Raw genomic sequence first — 18,110 nt, 5'->3', positions numbered from 1 at the left:
CCGCGGCAGCGCCACATTGACGATGAACAGATCCAGGCTGGACAGCAGCACGGCCAGCCCGGCCGAGCCGACGGCGGCCGAACCGACCGCGGCGGAACCCGTTGCGGCCGAACCGGTGCCGAGCAGCAGGCCCAGCAGCGCGGAACCGGTACCGAGGCCCGCCGAGCCGACGGCCGCGGAGCCCAGGCTGAGCACCGATCCGGCGCCCAGACCGGCGGACCCGACCGCGGCGGAACCGGTACCCAGCACGGCCGAGCCGGTCGCGGCTCCGGCCGAACCGGTACCCGCCACGGCGGAGCCCAATCCCGCACCGGCGGAACCGGTTATCGCCGAACCGGAGCCCAGGGCGGCCGAGCCGGTGCCACCGAGCACGGCGCCGAGACCGGCGGAGCCGACGGCGGCCGAACCGACGGCGGCTCCGGCCGAACCGGTCCCGAGGCCGAACAGCACGGACAGCAGATCCTGGGGCCCGGCCACCGGGGTGGCGGGTACGGCCACGGCCTGCGACTGCGCGGCCCCCGGCGGCGACTGCGGGACCACGGACCGGGTCTGCGTACCGGGCTGCGCCGGATCCTGCCCGGTGGGCGCGGGGTCGAGCGGGATGCCCGGCTGCGCGTCAGCGGCAGCGGGCCCGAGCAGTGCTGAACCGGTGACAGCCGCTATCACTGCCACCAGTCGCATTGCACGATCGACGATCATGCGACAGCCATCCCCTCATCGATACCGCGCACTTGGCTTCTCTCCGCACCAGGGGTGCGGAATCCCGATCCGCGGCAGGCAGTTCGGGACAGGTTTCGAGCTCACACTGTCGCCCCGATTGCCGGGCCGTTGCGGAACGCGGCCATCGTACCGGTCGCTACGTGATTCCGCACAAGTCCCGATCGCATTAGGGGTGCTCACAAACCGTACGCCTGCGCTTACCCCCACGTAGCCAATATCACCAAGCGCCCCAGGACAATTGACCCGAACCGGCACCCCACCCCGGCATCTCACCGCCGGACTCCGGCGACCGAGAGGTTTCCCCGCCGTTCAGATTGCCGACAGTTCAGACATATCGCAGCAACCATCGAAACGACGGTCGCCGGACCCCCGAACGCACGAAGCCGCCCCCGGGCGAGAGGTTCCGGGAGCGGCTCGGTACGCCGGACATGCGGCGTGCGAAGGATCCGATGGTGTGCGGATCCGGGGTGCGCGGCCGGGCTGTGGTGGCCGCGCACGTCGGGGGCGTCAGGCCGAAGTGGTGACGCGGTACTTGTTGAGGCTGTCGATGCGCTCGACGGCCTCGGTGATGATGCTGTCCATCAGGTCCGCCACGCTCGGCAGATCCTCGATGATGCCCGCGACCTGGCCCGACGCGAGCACGCCCGCCTCGGTATTGCCCTCCACCAGGCCCGCTTTCAGGTACATGGCGGTGTTCGCGCCCATGACCACCTGGGACCAGGTGAGGTCCTTGTGCTTGCGGGTGTTGAGGCCCTCCTTGGCCAGCGTCGTCCACTTCATGCCGGTCATCGACTTGAACTTGGCGGCGTTGACCAGCGCGGCGTACAGACCGCGGATCGGGCCCGAGTGCTCGAGCTTCTCGACCAGCTCGGTCTTGAGCACGCGGTGCGGCATGCCGTCGACCTTGAGCGAGACCACGGTGTCCTGCAGTCCGCGCTTGAGGTACTCCTGCTTCACCGAATCCGGCACGCTGGAGTCCTGGGTCAGCAGGAAGCGGGTGCCCATGGCGACACCGGCCGCACCGTAGGACAGCGCGGCGGCCAGGCCGCGGCCGTCGAAGAAGCCGCCGCCCGCGACGACCGGGATGTCCACGGCGTCGAGGACGGACGGCAGCAGCAGGGTGGTGGCGACGGAACCGGTGTGGCCGCCGCCCTCGCCGCCCTGCACGATCACGGCGTCCGCGCCCCAGGAGGCGACCTTCACCGCGTGCTTGGCCGCGCCGATGGACGGCATCACGACGACGCCGTTGTCCTTCAGCTTCGCGATCAGCTCCTTCTTGGGAGCCAGCGCGAACGAGGCCACCTTGACGCCCTCGCGGATCATCATGTCGATGCGGTCCGGGGCGTCCGACAGGTCGGCGCGGATGTTCACGCCGAAGGGCTTGTCGGTCTTGGCCTTGGTCTTGGCGATGGCCACCTCGAGCTCGTCGAGGTCCATGGTCGCCGAGGCCAGGATGCCGAGGCCGCCCGCGTTCGCGGTGGCCGCGACCAGGCCGGGTCCGGCGACCCAGCCCATGCCGGTCTGGACGACCGGGTGCTCGATGCCGACCAGTTCGGTCAGCGGCGTCTTCAAACGCTGGGCGGTCATGCCGTCACTTCCTTCTCGCGGAAACCCTTCGGGTCCAGCACGGTCCGGATGATGGTGAGCTCTTCCTCGGTCGGCAGCCGGGTCTCGCCCGCCTCCGCCAGACCGGCGATCTCGAACGAAGTGTTCTCCGCGACCTCGTCCGCGCTCACACCGGGGTGCAGCGACAGCGCGCGCAGGGTGTGGTCCGGGCCGTTGAAGTCGAACACGCCCAGGTTCGAGACCACCCGGTGCAGGTGGTGGAACCGGTAGGCCGGGTTCTCGGGGTCGATCTTGTCGTAACCGATGCCGGAGACGATATCGACCTGGTCCACGAACACGCGCTTGTTGTGCTTGGGCACGAAGTAGCTGGTGGCGTGGTTGATGGTGTTGCCCGGCGCGCCGCGCACACCGAACATCTGGCGGGTCGGCTGCTGCAGCGGGCCGAACGCCGACAGGTTCTGGTTGCCGAAGCGGTCGATCTGGTTGGCGCCCATCACCACATGGCGGCGACCGGACTGCACCACGTCGAACACCTTCGAGAACGGGAACCAGCCCTCGAGCGGGGCCTGGCCGCCGATCGGCGGGACCTCGGCGAACAGCCGCGCCTCACCGTCGGAGAGCACCAGGTCGGGCTCGAAGGTGAGCCGCGCCAGCCGCGCGCCGATGGTGGTGACGGTGGACATCGGGGAGGCCACGATCTCGCCCGCGCCCCGGAAGATCTCGGCGGACGCGACGACGCAGACCTCGGCCCGAGTAATGGTGGTGGTGTCGCTCATTACTTCTGCTCCTCGGCGAAAGCCTTGACGGCATCCTGGTATTCGGCCTCGGACACGTCCAGGTAGCGGGCCTTGAACTCGGCCCACGACTCGGGGGTCTTGGCGGCCTCGACGTAGTGGCGCTGGAACTTCTCGTCGCGGCCGTAGCTGCCGGAGAAGGTGAAGTGCGCGCCGCCGGGGGCCTCGACCACACCGTCGACCATCAGGCGGTTGAGGATCATCGACTGCAGCGGAACGGCTTTCACCAGTTCATCGGTCTCGACCAGGCGATCGACCGACAGGTAGCGCTTCTCGGCGGCGAGGGCGTACAGGTCGTCCATGTACGGGTCGATGCCGGTGTAGGCGGCATTGCCGTGCTTGTCGCCCAGGTCCAGGTGCATGAACGCGGCGTCGAGGTTCAGCGCGGGCATGGCGATGAGGGTCTCGGTCTGGCCGTCGGTCTCGTAAGGCGACTGAACAGTCTTCAGTTCGCCCTCCCAGAAATCGACCACGGACGAACCCAGGCCGGCGCGGATCGGCAGGAACGGCAGGCGCGCGCCGGCGGCCTGGAGGCCGCACTTGACCATGCCCTCGTCCATCTCGCGGACGGTGATCGCACCCTCGGTGCGGGCCTTGGCGAACCACGGATCGTAGAACGGGGCGGAGTCCAGGGACACGAAGCCGTAGTAGGCCTTACGCACCTTGCCCGCCGAGCACAGCAGACCCAGATCCGGGCCGCCGTAGGTGACCACGGTCAGATCCTTGATGTCCGAACGCAGGATGGCGCGCACGAACGCCATCGGCTTGCGCCGGGAGCCCCAGCCGCCGATGCCGATGGTCATGCCGCTGCGGAGCTCGCCGACGACCTCGTCGAGGGACATTCGCTTGTCGCGCATGGCTTTTACTTCCCCTTCTTCTGCGCGGCCAGGTCGTCGTCGAAACGCGCCCGGATCTCGTCGGCCACACCCGCGAGGTTGAGCTCCATGGTGAAGCCCTGCTCGAAGCGGTACGAGCGGTGCACGTCCTGCACGTCGATGCCGTTGAGCGCCTTCTTGGCGGCGCGGATCACGCGGCCGTCCTTGTTGGCGATGTTCTTGGCGACCTCCATGGCGGCGGCGTCCAGTTCGGCGCGCGGCACCACCTTGAAGACCGAGCCGTAGTGGTGCAGCTGCTGCGCGGTGAGGGTGCCCGCGGTGTAGAACATGGTCCGCATCAGGTGCTGCGGAACCAGGCGCGCCAGGTGGGTGGCCGCACCGAGCGCGCCGCGATCGACCTCGGGGAGGCCGAAGGTCGCGTCGTCGGAGGCGACGATGACGTCCGAGTTGCCGACCAGGCCGATGCCACCGCCGAGGCAGAAGCCGTTCACCGCGGTGACGACCGGGACCTCGCAGTCGTAGATCGCGGCGAACGCGGCGAAGCAGCCGTGGTTCGCGCGGATCAGGGCGGTGTGGCCGGTGTCGGCGTTCATCTCCTTGATGTCCACGCCCGCGTTGAAGCCGCGGCCCTCGGCGCGCAGCACCACGACCCGGGTGTCCGGGTTCTTACCCGCGGCGGTGACCGCCTCGGCCAGGGCGAACCAGCCGTCGGACGGCAGAGCGTTGACCGGGGCGTAGTCGACAGTGACGACTTCGACGCCCTCGGTTTCGGTGTGACGGATGATCCCCATCGCATGTCCCATCGTTGGCAAAACAAGCAAGTGCTTGGTAGGTTAGCACGGTGGGAATCGAAGTAAACCTGTCCGGCTCGGTCGTCTTGGTCACCGGCGGCGTGCGCGGCGTCGGCGCCGGCATCAGCCGGGTCTTCCTGGACGCGGGCGCGACCGTGGTGGCCTGCGCGCGACGGCCCGCCGACACCCCCGTCGAGAGCAATGGCCGCACCATCGACTTCCTGCCGTGCGACGTGCGCGATGTGGATTCGGTGCGCGAGCTCATCGAGACGATCGTCGAGAAGTACGGGCGCCTGGACACCGTCGTGAACAACGCCGGTGGCGCGCCCTTCGCCCTGGCCGCCGACGCCAGCGCCAACTTCCACTCGAAGATCGTGCAGCTGAATCTGCTCGCGCCGCTGCTGGTGTCACAGGTCGCCAACGAGGTCATGCAGAAGCAGGACACCGGCGGCTCGATCGTGATGATCTCCAGCGTCTCCGGGCACCGGCCCTCCCCCGGCACCGCGGCCTACGGCGCCGCCAAAGCCGGTGTGGACAGCCTGGTTTCGTCGCTCGCGGTGGAATGGGCCCCGAAGGTCCGGATGAACTCCGTGATCTGCGGCCTGGTCAACACCGAGTCCTCGCACCTGCACTACGGCGACGAGGACGGCATCGCCTCGGTCAGCGCGACGGTGCCCATGGGGCGCATGGCGACCCCCGAGGACATCGGCCGCACCGCCGCCTTCCTGGCCTCCCCGCTCGCGGCCTATGTCACCGGCAGCGCGCTGCTGGTGCACGGCGGCGGCGAGAAGCCCGCCTTCCTGGAAGCCTCCACCGCGGACGTCCCCGCCGTCTCGGGCCACTAGACCGACCGAACACACGAAGAGGTAATCGATATGACGGACAAGAAGATCTGCGACGGCCGCGTCGTCATCGTGACCGGTGCGGGTCAGGGCATCGGCCGCGCGCACGCGCTGGCTTTCGCCGCCGCCGGCGCCAAGGTCGTGGTGAACGACCTGGGTGCCGAACTCGACGGCACGCCCAAGCCGGACTCCGGCGCCGCGAAGGTGGTCGAGGAGATTCGTGCCGCGGGTGGCGAAGCCGTGGTGAACGGTGACGATGTCTCCGATTGGGAGGGTGCGCGTCGCCTGGTCGCCACCGCCATCGAGACCTTCGGCGGTCTGGACGTGCTGGTGAACAATGCCGGTATCGTCCGCGACCGGATGCTGGTCAACCTCGGCGAGGACGAGTGGGACGCGGTCATCAAGGTGCATCTCAAGGGCCACTTCGCCCCGATGCGTCACGCCGCCGAATACTGGCGCAACGAGTCCAAGGCGGGCCGTCAGCCTCAGGCGCGCGTCATCAACACCAGCTCGGGCGCGGGTCTGCTCGGTTCGGTCGGTCAGGGCAACTACTCCGCCGCCAAGGCCGGTATCGCGGGCCTGACCATTACCGCCGCTGCCGAAATGGGTCGCTACGGCATTACCGTGAACGCCATCGCCCCGGCCGCGCGCACCCGCATGACCGAAACCGTGTTCGCCGAGACCATGGCGGCCCCCGAGGACGGCGGCTTCGACGCCATGGCCCCGGAAAACGTCTCCCCCCTGGTGGTTTGGCTGGGTAGCGCCGAGTCCGCCGCCGTCACCGGCCGTATGTTCGAGGTAGAGGCCGGCAAGGTCACCGTCATGGACGGCCACCGTCACGGCGTCTCCGTCGATCGCGGTGCCCGCTGGAACCCGGCCGAGCTGGGCCCGGTCGTGAACGACCTGCTCGCCAAGGCCGTCACCCCGGAGCCGGTCTACGGCGCGTAATACGCACCGCCCGAAGCGCTTCGACCGCCGGTACCCGTCTCGATGGGTACCGGCGGTTCGCGTTTCGGATTACTTCTTCTTTTTGCCGATGCCCGCGGCCAGGGCGAAGATGGCGTCCAGCACCGGGGTCGGGGTCAGCGCGGTGGCGACAACCTGGACTTTTCCGGCCAGGCCGGGAACGTAGCGGGCGCTCGGTCGCTGTGCGGTGAGCGCCTTTTCGACCTCCTTGACCACCGACTCGACGGGGGCCGCGATCTTGGGAACCTGCTGGGACATCCGGCGCAGGCCCGCGAGGTGGGCGGCGTAGAGGGTGCGCTGGTCATCGGTGAGGTGCGCGGTGGTGGCGTCGACCATGTCGGTCGCGCCGAACCAGAGGTCGGTGGCGATCGGGCCGGGCTCGATCAGCGAGGTGCGGATTCCCCAGGGGCGCAGTTCCACTCGCAGGGCGTCGACCAGGCCCTCGAGCGCGAACTTGGACGAGTTGTAGGCGCCGGTGCCCGGGGTGGAGATGCGGCCGGACAGCGAGGAGATGAAGACCACCCGGCCCTGGGTGGCGCGCAGGCGCGGGAGCACGGCCTGGGTGACGGCGACCGCGCCGAAGACATTGACCTCGAACTGGTTTCGGAGCTCCTCCGGGGTGAGCAGCTCCACGGGTCCGTCCACGACGACGCCCGCGTTGTTGACCACCGCGGTGAGATCGGCGGGCAGCACCGCGTCGAGGGCGGCGATCTGGTCGGGGTCGGTGACATCCAGGACGATCGGGGTGATGGCGGGATTCGCGGCGGTCAGGGCCTCGCCGTCGGAGAGCTTGCGCACGCCCGCGTAAACCTGCCAGCCCCGCTGCGCCATCCGCAGGCAGATGGCCTTTCCGATACCGCGGGCCGCTCCGGTGACCAACACAGAATTCATGTGGTCAGCCTAATTCGGGCGGATGCGGCAGACACACCCGAAAGCGCGAAGGCGCCTCACCTTCACGATCGACCCCGCTGAAGCTGGCGTTCAGAGGTGAAGAGTTGGCCGTCGAGTTCGTCGATCGGGCAGCCTAGCCGGGCTCGGGGAGCGACCATGCGCCCGAAGGTCGTTCCCTACCCGCCTGACTCGTCGTAGGAGGAGGTGCCCTCGTCGAGCAGCGGCTCCTCCCCCTTGAAGTGCGCGGGCGCGAACACGCGCAGCACGTGGTAGCCGGTGATGACGACCAGCGTGCCCAGCGCGATCCCGCTCAGGGTGAAGGTGTCGGTGAACTTCATGCTCACATTGCCGATGCCGATGATCAGGCCCGCCGCGGCCGGGACCAGGTTCAGCGGATTGCGCAGATCGACCCGGGCATTGGTCCAGATCTGCGCGCCGAGCAGGCCGATCATGCCGTAGAGGATGACGGTGATCCCACCGAGCACCCCGCCGGGGATGGCCGCCACGATCGCGCCGAACTTTGGGCACAGGCCGAACAGCAGGGCGAAGAAGGCGGCGGCCCAGTAGGCGGCCGTGGAGTACACGCGGGTGGCGGCCATGACCCCGATGTTCTCGGAGTAGGTGGTGTTGGGCGGGCCGCCGACCGCGGTGGACAGCATGGACGCCGCACCGTCCGCGGCGATGGCGGTGCCGAGCTTGTCGTCGAGGTCGCCGCCGGTCATCTCGCCGACCGCCTTCACGTGCCCGGCGTTCTCGGCGACCAGCGCGATCACCACGGGCAGCGCCACCAGCACCGCCGACCACTGGAACGCCGGGGCATGGAAACTGGGCAGTCCGATCCAATCCGCCTGGGCCACACCGGAAAGATCGAGCCGCCAGTGGTCGGTGACCTTGCCGCTGCCGTCGGCGGAGTGGATCCGCCCGAACACCCGGTCCAGTAGCCAGGACAGCCCGTACCCGAACACCAGGCCCAGGAAGATGGCGATGCGTGCGAAGAATCCGCGCAGCGCTACCACGGCCAGCCCGGTGAACAGCATGACCAGCAGCGCGGTCCACTGGTCCTGCGGCCAGTAGGTCGCGGCCGTCACCGGGGCCAGGTTGAAGCCGATCAGCATGACCACCGCTCCGGTCACCACCGGCGGCATGGCGGCGTGGATGACGCGCGCGCCGAAGCGCTGCACGGCCAGGCCGATCAGGAACAGGGCGGCACCCACCACCAGGCAGGCACCGGTAACCGTGGCGCTACTGCCGCCCTGCGCACGGATCACCGCGGCCACGCCGACGAACGACAGTGAGCAGCCCAGATAGCTGGGCACCCGGCCGCGAGTGGCCAGCAGGAACAGGGCGGTCGCGACGCCCGACATCATGATGGCGAGGTTGGGATCCAGGCCCATCAGGACCGGCGCGACGAAGCTCGCGCCGAACATGGCCACCACGTGCTGTGCGCCGAGGCCGAAGGTGCGCGGCCAGGACAGCCGCTCATCGGGCCGCACCACGGCGCCCGGTGCGGGCGTGCGACCGTCGCCGTGCACCGTCCAGCGGACACCCAAATCCATGAACTGCCCGCTTTCTGCCGAAGGTCCGAAATGCGTCCGCGGTCATCATAATCCGAGCAAATTTCCAGCTCACGCGCCCGTGCGGCCCGGCCCGACGCCGGGCACGGGGGCTTCAAGATCACCAATGCCCGGCTTCACGAGCCGGTCCGGACTCGGAGACAATGCCCCGCAACCCTCACGGCCGGCGGTCCAATCCGTAGCGCCGCCGGATGGCGAAGGGCAGCGCGTACGGATTCGGAGCCTCCGCGGGGCCCGATCCGGAACTATTCTGCGAGACACAGATATTCGACGACTCCGCGGCCGCGGGTAGCCATCGGCGCAGGGCCGCGGCCACGGCCGGATCGGCGGTGAACTCGCGGCGCAGGGCGGCGACCCGCGCCCGCGCCCGCGCATACGCCCGCTCATGGGCCCGCGTAATCGACTGTGCCATACCGGAATCCGGTAGCACCAGGGTGGTGATCCGCCCGTCGAAGCCCACCTCGACGCGCACGCCGTCCACCGCGGCGCAGGCGCGTACCCGCTCGACCGCGTCCTGGACGTGACGGGCCAGGCGCGCCACCTCCTCGAACCGGGCATCCACCGAATTCGGCATGCGGGAAGTCTAGGAAGCATCGACGAGATGCCGTGCGGCATCGAGAACTTCGCGCATTGGATCGTCAGGGAAGCACGCGAATCCGCTGCATCATGTCGTGATCGGCGTGATCGAGATTGTGGCAGTGCCAGACATAGCCGCGCACCTCCGCGGCCGCCGCCGGCTCGGCGGGCATGGTCATGTCCGGATCCGGGTTCGGCGCCACCACCTCCGCGCCCGGCGGCACCGCGATGACGGCATCCGGATCGAAGCCCAGCTCCGCGGCCGACGGCCACCGCACCAGCACCCGCGTGATGGTGTCGGTCGGGCACTCGACGGTGTCCTTCCAGCCGGCTTCCCAAGGCGGCGGCCCGGATTCGGGTCCCAGGGCGAAGGCGTCGGCCGACGGCGCCCAGCGCGCGCCGAACCTGGGCGGATAGTGGGCGGCGAAGTAGGCCGAGGTCAGGATGGGCTGGCGGCCGATCACCCGCAGCCGGGCCAGATGCAGGTGGATGGGGTGATCGAACGGCGTGGTGTTCACGATGTCCCACTGCTCGGTGGTCCCGGCCCGCGCCAGATCGATGTCCGGGCTCAGGAAGGCCAGGTTGTTCAGCGCCATCATGGTCGAGAAGGCCACCGGCCGGGAATCGTCGTTGAGGCCCATCAGGGTCACGGTGCGCACCGAGCCCGGCCGGTGGATCGGTTCCAGCGGATCGGGACGGCCCGGACCGCCGCGCAGCACCGGCGGGATGTCGGCGGCGGGCCCGTCGCCCGCGCCCGTGAATCGCATGACCGACCGCAGCTCGGGGGCCATGAACACGGTATTGCCGAAATCGTTGAGAGCGGTGTTGATCAGGTCGACGTGCTCCCCGTCGCGGATCCCGCGGAAGTCGACCAGCAGATCCACCCGCTCCCCCGGGCTCACCCGCACCCACGGCGCGGTCACCGGCGCGTCGAGCAGCCCGAGATCGCCGCCGATGACGAGGAACGGCAGGGCGTTGGAGAACTCGAAGATGTAGGGCCGCGAATTGGATCCGTTCAGCAGCCGGAACCGGTAGACGGTGCGCCGTACCTCCAGTCGCGGCCACACCACGCCGTTCACGCAGCACACGTCGCCGAGCTGACCGGATTGGTTGTAGCCCTGCGCGATATAGGTGGCCACCATGGGCTGCAGGCTGCCGTCGGAGTTGAAGGTGCGGTCCTGCACGATGAGCGGAATCTCGAATTCACCGCTGGGCAGCCCCAGTGGATTGTCGTCGCGTCCGGTATCGAATTCGTCGCGCAGGTAATACATTCCAGCCAGTCCCGCCTGGATGTTCAATCTGGTGATCCCCATGGCGTGGTCGTGATACCAGAGGGTGGCGGCCTCCTGCCGATTGCCGTAGGTGAATGTCGGCCCGCCGCCATTGCGCCAGCCGATCAGCGGATGCCCGTCGGAGCCCGGGGAATTCGCGCCGCCGTGCAGGTGCACGGTGAAGCGCGGATCGGTGCGATCCGCCTCGGTGACGCCGTGCATGGTGGTGTCCACGTGCGCGGCCAGCACGTGCTCGCCCAGTTGATTGCGAAACCTGATGCGCGCCACACGATCCCGGGTGGCCTCGAGATTCGGGCCGAGCACCGGCCGCCCGAAACCCCAGCTGCGGGTCTCCGGCAGATCCCGATGGTAGCGGTGCGCCCCCGACATCGCGACCAATTCCCCTGCCGCCGACCGTGTTTCGAGAATAGGCAGCTCGTCGACATAGGGCGCCAACGGCGGCGAGTGGTAGTTGAACGGCGTCACCGGCGGCGCGGGAATGGCCGGCAGCGGCACCGGCGGTGGCGGCAGGGGCACCGGTTCGGCCGCGGCCGACGCCAGACAGCCCAGTCCCGCGATTCCGAAGGCTCCCAGCAGGAACCCCCGTCGCGGCAGGTTCTCGTTCATCCAGCTCCACCCCTGGACAATGCCCGAGTGTCAACGGGTCTACCTCGACGATAGCGGACCCGCCGGGCGCACAACGCCGAAAGCCGCACACCGTAATCCGGTGTGCGGCTTTCGAAACGGTGAGTCGGGACTAGCCCAGGCGCTCGATGATGGTGACGTTGGCGGTGCCGCCGCCCTCACAGATGGTGAGCAGACCGTAGCGGCCGTTCACCCGATCCAGCTCGTTGAGCAGGGTGGAGAACAGCTTGGCGCCGGTCGCGCCCAGCGGGTGGCCCAGCGCGATGGCGCCACCGTTGACGTTCACCTTGTCCGGGTCGGCGCCGGTCTCCTTGATCCAGGCCAGGACGACCGAGGCGAAGGCCTCGTTGATCTCGATGACGTCCATGTCGTGGATGGTGAGGCCGGTCTTCTCCAGCGCCCACTGGGTGGCCGGGATCGGCGCGGTGAGCATCATGATCGGGTCCGCGCCGCGCGCGCTCACGTGGTGGATGCGGGCGCGCGGGGTCAGGCCGTACTCCTGCACCGCCCACTCCGACGCCAGCAGGGTGGCGGCGGAACCGTCGGAGATCTGGCTGGCCAGCGCCGCGGTGATGCGGCTGCCCTCTTCGAGCGGCTGCAGGCCGGCCATCTTCTCCAGGGTGGTCTCACGCGGGCACTGGTCGATCGCGAACTCGCCGACCGGCACGATCTCGCGCTCGAACTTGCCGTCCACGATGGCCTTGCGGGCCCGGTCGTGGGAGCGCAGCGCCCACTCCTCCATGTCCTGGCGGGAGATGTCCCACTTCTCGGCGATCATGGTGGCCGAATTGAACTGCGACACTTCACCGGTGCCGTAGCGGTGGTCCCAGCCCTCCGCGCCGACGAACGGCGAGTCGAAGCCGTACTGCTGACCGGCCAGCATGGCGGCCGAGATCGGGATGGCGCTCATGTTCTGCACGCCGCCCGCCACGATCACCTCGGCGGTGCCGGACATGATGGCCTGCGCGCCGAAGGTGATGGCCTGCTGCGAGGAACCGCACTGGCGGTCCACGGTCACGCCCGGCACCGACTCCGGGTAACCGGCGGCCAGCCACGAGGAACGCGCGATATTGCCGGCCTGCGGGCCGATGGTGTCGCAGCAGCCGAATACCACGTCGTCCACGACGGCCGGGTCGATGCCGGTGCGCTCGACGATGCCCTTGATGGCGGCCGCGCCCAGGTCGGCCGGGTGCACGGCGGCCAGCGAGCCGCCCCGCTTGCCCACCGCGGTGCGCACGGCGTCGATCACATACGCCTCACGCATCGGCGAATACTGGCGGCGGGGTGCTGACATGAGAACTCCTACTGCTAGGCGCGCTGGTCGGGGCTGGTGAGCCCGTCGAGCACGATGGTCAGGTACTGCTTGGCGAGGTTGTCCACGGTGATCCGGCCGCCGGGCTGGTACCAGCGCACCGACACCCACACGGTGTCGCGCAGGAACCGGTAGGCCAGTTCGATGTCCATCTCCGGGCGGAAGCTGCCGTCGGCGACGCCCTTGGCCAGCACCTGGTGCCAGAGCTCGCGGAACTCCTTGTTGTATTCGGCGATGTAGTCGAATCGTGGAGTGCCACTGAGGCGTTTGGCCTCGGCCTGGTAGATGGCGACGGCGGCATGGAATCGGTCGAAGGATTCGTAGGACGCGGTGACCAGGGCCTCGAGGGTGTCGCGCGCGGGCACGCCGGCCGACACGATCTCGCGGTAGCGTCCGAAGAGGTCGTCGAGGAACCCGCGCAGGATTTCGTCCACCATGGCTTCTTTGGAATCGAAGTGGTGGTACAGACTCCCGGATAGAATCCCCGCCGCGTCGGCGATATCGCGCACCGTGGTGGCACGCAGGCCACGCTCCGCGAATAGATTCGCGGCGAGGCCGAGCAGCTCGGTGCGACGTGCCGATTTGGAGGGGTCTGGTTGGGTCACCAGCCCAATATACAACCAAGCATTTGCTTGGTCCACCGTGCTCCCGTTCACCGCGACGGCGGGGTGCTCCCGTTCACCGCGACGGCGGACGAACCCTCAGCGCACCGAGTACCGCAGGGGCGAGGACACCGACAGATCGGCCAGCAGCCGATCGCAGATGATCACCGGGGAGATACCCGCCCGCGCCATCCGGGCCACCAGCGCCAATCGGCGCTCGGGACTGTCCCATTCGACCGTCATCGGATCGCGCCCCGGACCGGCGTCCACGGTGGCCATGACGCGCGGCGGGGCGTCACCCCGCGCCGGTTCCTCGATGAGCTTCAACACCATCCCGCGCTGCCAGGCCCGATAGGTCTCCATATCCGCGCCCACCACCAATTTGTCGGTGGCGGCGCACAATCCCTGGGCGATGCCGTCGGCGAACGCGACATGGTCGTAGCGCAGGCGGCGGCAGGTGCGGACCACCTCGAGCAGGTCGGCCCGGACCTCGCAGAGCAGGGCCGTTCGTTTTCGGCGGCGCTGATCCGCCTCGTTCTCGAGGTGCCCGGAGGCCCGGGACAGCCCGAGGCGGCGGGCGCGATCGCGGTCGCGAATCATGTCCTGCCGCAACGCGGCCCGCGGGTCGCGGGTCACGTCGGATTCGTCCACGGCGTGTTGTTCGAGGATCTGCGCCGCGCGCATGGCGGTGGCGCACTCCGAGTCGTGCTCGAGTAATTCCGCGCCCAATGTCAGCGCGGCCAGAACGACATTGTCGAGCCTGCGGCGCGCCAGTACGACCTCGCGCATCAGCTCGAGTTCCATTTCCTCGCGGGCTCGTTCTGGAGGTGCTTGTTGTCGGCGATCCGGACCCATGGGTCGCGCCCTTCGACTAGCGGTACCGGCCTAAACCAGGATTGCACAACGACACGGTCGGCGCGCCAGCCATTTATTTCTTGGGTAAAACGGACACTGCCGCGTCCCCCGGAGGGAACGCGGCAGTGAGAAAAGCTGCGACCGCACGGCACAGCATTTCGCATCGGCCGAACGCACTAATTCGGCCGCGCCCGAAACGAATTACGCGCGCTGGCTCGAAATGGAGACGACCTCACCGGTCAGGTAGGTGGTGTAGTCGCTGGCGAGCATGGCGATGGTGGCGGCCACCTCCCACGGCTCGGCGGCGCGGCCGAAGGCCTCACCGGCGGCCAGGCGGTCGAGCAGATCGCCCGAGGTGACCTTGTCCAGGAAGGCGTGCCGCGCGATGGACGGGGCCACCGCGTTGATGCGCACGCCGTATTCGGCGGCCTCGACGGCCGAGCAGCGGGTCAGCGCCATCACGCCGGCCTTGGCGGCGGCGTAGTGGGCCTGGCCGTGCTGGGCGCGCCAGCCGAGCACCGAGGCGTTGTTCACCACGACGCCGCCGTGGCCGGCCTCGCGGAAGTACTTCAGCACCGCGCGGGTGGCGCGGAAGGTGCCGTTGAGGGTGATGTCGAGGACCTTGTCCCACTGCTCGTCGGTCATGTCGACGACCGGGACCTCGCCGCCCAGACCGGCGTTATTGACCATGACGTCGATGCGGCCGAAGGCGGCCACGGCACCGGCGATCAGGGCGTCGACCTGCTCGGTGGAGCTGACGTCGCACGGCACCGAAGCGACTCGGCGATCCGGGAATTCGGCCTGCAGGGCCGCCTCGGTCTCCTTCAGGCGACGCTCGTGCCAGTCGGAGATGACCACGTCGGCGCCCTCGGAGAGCAGGCGGCGCGCGGTGGCCGAGCCGATGCCGGTGCCCGCGGCGGCGGTCACGACCGCGATCTTGCCCGCGAGCAGGTTGTGGCCGGGGGTGATTTCGGGGGCGGTGGACAGGTCGGTCACGGTCGAGCCTCTCGGGGAAGTCCGAGCACGCGCTCGGAGATGATATTGCGCTGCACTTCGTTCGAACCGCCGTAGATGGTGTCCGCGCGAGTGAAGAGGAACATGCGCTGCCAGGCGTTCAGGTCGTCGCCCTCGCCGTCGGCGATCAGGCCGGGCGCGCCGAGCACGTCCATGGCCAGCTCACCCAGGTCGCGGTGCCAGTTGGCCCACAGCAGCTTGGTGACCGACGCCTGACCGGCGGCGGTGCGAGCGTCCACGGAGGCCCCGTCGTGGCCGGACTCCAGGGTGCGCAGCACGTGGGCGCGCAGCACCCGCAGGCCGACCCACGCCTTATCCAGGCGATCGGCGATGACCGGGTTGTCGATGGCCCCGTTCTCCTTGGCCACGGCCTCCAGATCGGCAAGCTCGCGCGCGTAGCGGATCTGCTGGCCTACCGTGGAGATGCCGCGCTCGAAGGTGAGCGTGCCCATGGCGACCTTCCAGCCGTCGCCGGGCTGCCCGACCACCAGATCGGCGGCGGTGCGGGCGTTCTCGAAGAAGACCTCGTTGAATTCCGCGGTCCCGGTGAGCTGGATGATCGGCCGCACCTCGACGCCCGGCTGCTTCATGGGCACGAGCAGATAGGACAGGCCGTGATGGCGGGTCGAGCCCTTCTCGGTGCGGGCGACCACGAAGCACCAGTCCGACAGGTGCGCCAGCGAGGTCCACACCTTCTGGCCGTTGATGACCCACTCGTCGCCCTCGAGCTGGGCGGAGGTGGTGACGGCAGCCAGATCCGAGCCCGCGCCCGGCTCCGAGTAGCCCTGGCACCACAGTTCGGTGACGTTGCGGATGCCGGGCAGGAAGCGCTGCTTCTGCTCCTCGGTGCCGAAGGCCAGGACGGTCGGGCCGAGCAGTTCCTCACCCAGGTGCGAGACCCGGGCCGGGGCGTCGGCCTTGGCGTATTCCTCGTGGAAGATGACCTGCTGGCGCAGGGTGGCGTCGCGGCCGCCCCACTCCTTGGGCCAGCCCAGGCAGGTCAGCCCGGCGGCGGCGAGGGCGCGGTCCCATTCGAGCCGCTCCTCGAATGCCTCGTGCTCGCGCCCGGGACCACCCAGACCGCGCAGCTCGCGGAACTGGCCGTTCAGGTTCTCGGCCAGCCATTCCCGCACCTCGGTACGGAATTCGGCATCCTCGCGGGGCTCAGTCCCGCTGGCCGGTTCGGGGGTCTGGATCATGCTCACGTCGGTAGAGTAACCTACCAAGCACTTGCTTTGTTAGACCCATTCCCGGACAGCGAGGAAGCCCAGTGACATCTCCTCCGCAGACCACACCGCTCGCTCTGCACGCGGCGGCGCACGCCTTCGGCGACGCGCCCGCCGTGGCCGACGGTGCCGTGCGACTGAGCTGGTCGCAACTGCTGGACTCGGTCCGTGAGACCGCCCGTGCGCTCATGGCCCGCGGTATCGAACGCGGCGATCGCATCGGCATCTGGGCACCCAACACCCATCATTGGGTGACCGCGGTGCTGGCCACCCACTACGTGGGCGCGACCATCGTGCCGCTGAACACGCGGTACGTGGCCGACGAGGCGGCGGACACGCTGTCGCGGGTGCACGCCAAGGCGCTGTTCATCGCCGGTGAGTTCCTCGGCCGCGACCGGCTGGCCGAATTGCGCGCGCACGCACCCGAACTGGGCATCGAGACGATCGTCGTGATTCCGGTCGAGGGCGAGGCTCCGGTCGAGAACGCCATCGCCTGGTCGGATCTGGGCAAGGTGGCCGAGACCGTCAGCCTCGACGACGTCGTGGCGCGCGCGGAATCGGTGTCGCCGGACGACCTTTCCGACATCCTGTTCACCTCGGGCACCACCGGCCGCAGCAAGGGCGCGCTGATCGCGCACCGCCAGCTGCTGACCAGCGCCCGGGCCTGGGCCGACTGCGCCACCCTGAACAGCGACGACCGCTACCTGGTGGTGCCGCCGTTCTTCCACAGCTTCGGCTACAAGGCGGGCATCATCACCTGCCTGGCCACCGGCGCGACCATCGTGCCGCAGGCCGTGTTCGACGTGCCCGAGACCATGCGCTTGATCGCCGCCGAGCGCATCACCGTGCTCACCGGCCCGCCGACCATTCACCAGACCATCCTCGACCACCCCCAGCGGGACGCGGCGGATCTGTCCAGCCTGCGCGTCGCGGTCACCGGTGCGGCCACCGTGCCGGTCGTGCTCATCGAAAGACTGCGCTCGGAGCTGACTTTCGACGTGGTACTGACCGCCTACGGCCAGACCGAGTCCGGCGGCTTCGGCACCATGTGCCGCCCCGAGGACTCCAGCGAGACCATCGCCAACACCTGCGGCCGCCCCATCGACGGCTTCGAGATGAAGCTGGCCGACAACGGCGAACTGCTGCTGCGCAGCGACCAGGTGATGCGCGGCTACCTCGACGACCCGCAGGCCACCGCCGCCACCGTCGATCCGGACGGCTGGCTGCACACCGGCGATGTCGCGGTGATCGACGAGCGCGGCTACATGAAGGTCACCGACCGGCTCAAGGACATGTACATCTCCGGCGGCTTCAATGTGTATCCCGCCGAGGTGGAGCAGGCCATGGCCCGCATCGACGGCGTCGCCGAGACCGCGGTCATCGGCGTGCCCGACGAGCGCATGGGCGAGGTCGGCAAGGTGTACGTGGTGCGCCGGGCCGGCTCGGAGCTGACCGCCGAGGACGTGATCGCGCAGGCCAAGACCATGCTGGCCAACTTCAAGGTGCCGCGATTCGTGGAATTCCGCGACGCGCTGCCCTACAACGCGGCGGGCAAGGTCCTGAAGCGGAATCTACGTGATGAGGAGACCGCGTGATCGAGTCCAGCCCGGAGGCGGTAGCGCAGCGTAA

Annotated in this window: 16 protein-coding genes and 1 pseudogene; 3 read left to right on the top strand and 14 right to left on the bottom strand. The window is 69.0% G+C overall.

Annotated features, from left to right (window positions below):
- The 5 genes and pseudogenes from ACWELJ_RS15450 to ACWELJ_RS15430 all read right to left on the bottom strand — a co-directional run.
- Positions 1 to 672 (bottom strand): annotated as a pseudogene (locus tag ACWELJ_RS15450) (hypothetical protein); the annotation flags it as partial.
- A 555-nt stretch (positions 673 to 1,227) separates the two neighbouring features.
- The gene (locus tag ACWELJ_RS15445) at positions 1,228 to 2,307 is read right to left on the bottom strand and encodes an NAD(P)H-dependent flavin oxidoreductase (protein ID WP_452366805.1); all 1,080 of its coding nucleotides are present in this window, start codon (positions 2,305 to 2,307) and stop codon (positions 1,228 to 1,230) included.
- On the bottom strand, positions 2,304 to 3,062 hold the full coding sequence (locus tag ACWELJ_RS15440; protein ID WP_452366804.1) for a CoA-transferase subunit beta: 759 nt from the start codon (positions 3,060 to 3,062) through the stop codon (positions 2,304 to 2,306). Before ACWELJ_RS15440 ends, ACWELJ_RS15445 begins: the two co-directional genes overlap by 4 nt.
- Positions 3,062 to 3,937 carry a CoA transferase subunit A gene (locus tag ACWELJ_RS15435; RefSeq protein ID WP_452366803.1) on the bottom strand — a complete coding sequence of 292 codons (876 nt, stop codon included), beginning with the start codon at positions 3,935 to 3,937 and terminating at the stop codon, positions 3,062 to 3,064. The genes ACWELJ_RS15440 and ACWELJ_RS15435 overlap by 1 nt, the downstream gene beginning before the upstream one ends.
- 5 nt (positions 3,938 to 3,942) lie before the next feature.
- Complete coding sequence (locus tag ACWELJ_RS15430; protein ID WP_452366802.1) at positions 3,943 to 4,707, bottom strand: enoyl-CoA hydratase family protein; 765 nt, start codon at positions 4,705 to 4,707, stop codon at positions 3,943 to 3,945.
- 50 nt (positions 4,708 to 4,757) lie between these two features.
- Between ACWELJ_RS15430 and ACWELJ_RS15425 the strand changes: the two genes are divergently transcribed.
- Both ACWELJ_RS15425 and ACWELJ_RS15420 read left to right on the top strand, forming a co-directional pair.
- Complete coding sequence (locus tag ACWELJ_RS15425; protein ID WP_452366801.1) at positions 4,758 to 5,552, top strand: SDR family oxidoreductase; 795 nt, start codon at positions 4,758 to 4,760, stop codon at positions 5,550 to 5,552.
- Between the two features lie 30 nt (positions 5,553 to 5,582).
- Complete coding sequence (locus tag ACWELJ_RS15420; RefSeq protein ID WP_452366800.1) at positions 5,583 to 6,497, top strand: SDR family oxidoreductase; 915 nt, start codon at positions 5,583 to 5,585, stop codon at positions 6,495 to 6,497.
- A 69-nt stretch (positions 6,498 to 6,566) separates the two neighbouring features.
- Here the strand turns inward: ACWELJ_RS15420 and ACWELJ_RS15415 are convergent, their stop codons facing one another.
- From ACWELJ_RS15415 to ACWELJ_RS15375, 9 genes are all read right to left on the bottom strand, one after another.
- Positions 6,567 to 7,406: an SDR family NAD(P)-dependent oxidoreductase gene (locus ACWELJ_RS15415; protein ID WP_452366799.1), complete on the bottom strand. Its 840-nt coding sequence runs from the start codon at positions 7,404 to 7,406 to the stop codon at positions 6,567 to 6,569.
- 176 nt (positions 7,407 to 7,582) lie between these two features.
- Entirely contained in the window at positions 7,583 to 8,962 is a 1,380-nt protein-coding gene (locus ACWELJ_RS15410; RefSeq protein ID WP_452366798.1) for a uracil-xanthine permease family protein, read from the bottom strand.
- 175 nt (positions 8,963 to 9,137) lie between these two features.
- Positions 9,138 to 9,554 carry a hypothetical protein gene (locus ACWELJ_RS15405; protein ID WP_452366797.1) on the bottom strand — a complete coding sequence of 139 codons (417 nt, stop codon included), beginning with the start codon at positions 9,552 to 9,554 and terminating at the stop codon, positions 9,138 to 9,140.
- 64 nt (positions 9,555 to 9,618) lie between these two features.
- Positions 9,619 to 11,454 carry a multicopper oxidase family protein gene (locus ACWELJ_RS15400; protein ID WP_452366796.1) on the bottom strand — a complete coding sequence of 612 codons (1,836 nt, stop codon included), beginning with the start codon at positions 11,452 to 11,454 and terminating at the stop codon, positions 9,619 to 9,621.
- A gap of 130 nt (positions 11,455 to 11,584) precedes the next feature.
- The gene (locus tag ACWELJ_RS15395) at positions 11,585 to 12,736 is read right to left on the bottom strand and encodes an acetyl-CoA C-acetyltransferase (RefSeq protein ID WP_452366806.1); all 1,152 of its coding nucleotides are present in this window, start codon (positions 12,734 to 12,736) and stop codon (positions 11,585 to 11,587) included.
- A 44-nt stretch (positions 12,737 to 12,780) separates the two neighbouring features.
- Positions 12,781 to 13,389, bottom strand: coding sequence for a TetR/AcrR family transcriptional regulator (locus tag ACWELJ_RS15390; RefSeq protein ID WP_357089804.1), 609 nt, complete (start codon positions 13,387 to 13,389; stop codon positions 12,781 to 12,783).
- A 96-nt stretch (positions 13,390 to 13,485) separates the two neighbouring features.
- Entirely contained in the window at positions 13,486 to 14,190 is a 705-nt protein-coding gene (locus ACWELJ_RS15385) for a hypothetical protein (RefSeq protein ID WP_452366795.1), read from the bottom strand.
- Positions 14,191 to 14,442: 252 nt separating this feature from the next.
- Positions 14,443 to 15,237, bottom strand: coding sequence for an SDR family oxidoreductase (locus tag ACWELJ_RS15380; RefSeq protein ID WP_452366794.1), 795 nt, complete (start codon positions 15,235 to 15,237; stop codon positions 14,443 to 14,445).
- A complete protein-coding gene (locus tag ACWELJ_RS15375) occupies positions 15,234 to 16,454 on the bottom strand; it encodes an acyl-CoA dehydrogenase family protein (RefSeq protein WP_357089968.1) in 1,221 nt (406 codons plus the stop codon). The genes ACWELJ_RS15380 and ACWELJ_RS15375 overlap by 4 nt, the downstream gene beginning before the upstream one ends.
- A gap of 71 nt (positions 16,455 to 16,525) precedes the next feature.
- Between ACWELJ_RS15375 and ACWELJ_RS15370 the strand changes: the two genes are divergently transcribed.
- On the top strand, positions 16,526 to 18,076 hold the full coding sequence (locus ACWELJ_RS15370) for a FadD3 family acyl-CoA ligase (protein ID WP_452366793.1): 1,551 nt from the start codon (positions 16,526 to 16,528) through the stop codon (positions 18,074 to 18,076).
- Positions 18,077 to 18,110 lie beyond the last annotated feature (34 nt).

It is taken from the genome of Nocardia sp. NPDC004582 (genome assembly GCF_053602115.1).
Note: the sequence above shows the minus strand (reverse complement) of the source record. Positions and strands in the feature narration are given on the sequence as shown.

Coding starts and splice junctions, on each gene's coding strand:
- ACWELJ_RS15410 (WP_452366798.1), bottom strand. CDS start 8,962: ATGGATTTGGGTGTCCGCTGGACGGTGCACGGCGACGGTCGCACGCCC.
- ACWELJ_RS15420 (WP_452366800.1), top strand. CDS start 5,583: ATGACGGACAAGAAGATCTGCGACGGCCGCGTCGTCATCGTGACCGGT.
- ACWELJ_RS15440 (WP_452366804.1), bottom strand. CDS start 3,062: ATGAGCGACACCACCACCATTACTCGGGCCGAGGTCTGCGTCGTCGCG.
- ACWELJ_RS15445 (WP_452366805.1), bottom strand. CDS start 2,307: ATGACCGCCCAGCGTTTGAAGACGCCGCTGACCGAACTGGTCGGCATC.
- ACWELJ_RS15400 (WP_452366796.1), bottom strand. CDS start 11,454: ATGAACGAGAACCTGCCGCGACGGGGGTTCCTGCTGGGAGCCTTCGGA.
- ACWELJ_RS15435 (WP_452366803.1), bottom strand. CDS start 3,937: ATGCGCGACAAGCGAATGTCCCTCGACGAGGTCGTCGGCGAGCTCCGC.
- ACWELJ_RS15375 (WP_357089968.1), bottom strand. CDS start 16,454: ATGATCCAGACCCCCGAACCGGCCAGCGGGACTGAGCCCCGCGAGGAT.
- ACWELJ_RS15415 (WP_452366799.1), bottom strand. CDS start 7,406: ATGAATTCTGTGTTGGTCACCGGAGCGGCCCGCGGTATCGGAAAGGCC.
- ACWELJ_RS15395 (WP_452366806.1), bottom strand. CDS start 12,736: ATGCGTGAGGCGTATGTGATCGACGCCGTGCGCACCGCGGTGGGCAAG.
- ACWELJ_RS15385 (WP_452366795.1), bottom strand. CDS start 14,190: ATGGAACTCGAGCTGATGCGCGAGGTCGTACTGGCGCGCCGCAGGCTC.
- ACWELJ_RS15430 (WP_452366802.1), bottom strand. CDS start 4,707: ATGGGGATCATCCGTCACACCGAAACCGAGGGCGTCGAAGTCGTCACT.
- ACWELJ_RS15405 (WP_452366797.1), bottom strand. CDS start 9,554: ATGCCGAATTCGGTGGATGCCCGGTTCGAGGAGGTGGCGCGCCTGGCC.